This is a genomic window from Achromobacter sp. RTa (assembly GCF_000757485.1).
Taxonomy (GTDB): Bacteria; Pseudomonadota; Gammaproteobacteria; order Burkholderiales; family Burkholderiaceae_B; genus Achromobacter.
Genome location: NZ_JPYO01000026.1, coordinates 1 through 698, shown reverse-complemented (window position 1 = coordinate 698; position 698 = coordinate 1). Strand labels below are relative to the sequence as shown.

The 698-nt window shown below is 58.9% G+C and carries 1 protein-coding gene; it reads right to left on the bottom strand.

Features of this window, described 5'->3' with window-relative positions; all coding sequences use genetic code 11:
* Positions 1-33: 33 nt before the first annotated feature.
* On the bottom strand, positions 34-698 hold a 665-nt coding region (locus JL37_RS08085), incomplete at its 5' end, for an IS3 family transposase (protein ID WP_043543200.1).

Below are 698 nucleotides of genomic sequence, written 5' to 3'. Positions count from 1 at the left end.
TGAACTGACCCCCAGAAGTTGGACGGTCAGAAGCTAAAGCCCGAAGGCCTGAGCTCGGTATTGCACCGGGCTCAGGCCTTTTAGCTTGAGCTTGATGCGATCGTGATTGTAGTAACGGATGTACTGCCTGATGCCGGCCTGCAACTGCTCGATGCTCTCGAAGCGGTTCAGGTGGAAGAACTCAGCCTTCAACGTACCGAAGAAGCTCTCCATGGCCGCATTGTCCAGGCAGTTTCCTTTGCGTGACATGCTTTGCGTTACTGACCGGGCTGCGAGCATGTGCCGGTAGGCGGGTTGCTGGTATTGCCAACCTTGGTCGGAGTGCAGGACAGGACGGTCCGCCGGGCGTAGCCGAGCGAGCGCCTTTTTCAGCATATTGCCCACGAGCTTGAACACCGGTCGTCGGCTGGTCTCGTAAGCCACGATCTCGCCGTTGTACAGGTCCATCACCGGCGACAGGTACAACTTCTCCCCGCTCACGTTGAACTCGGTCACGTCGGTAACCCACTTCTCGTGCGGATGCGCCGCCTCGAAGTCACGCGCCAACACATTGGCCGCCACGTGATGTGACTGGCCTCGGTATGACCGGTACTTCTTGGCGCGCACAAGCGACTTCAAGCCCGATGCCTGCATCAGTTTCTGCCCCGTTTTGTGGTTCACCAGATCCCCTGCCTGGCGCAAAACCGCCGTGATACGGC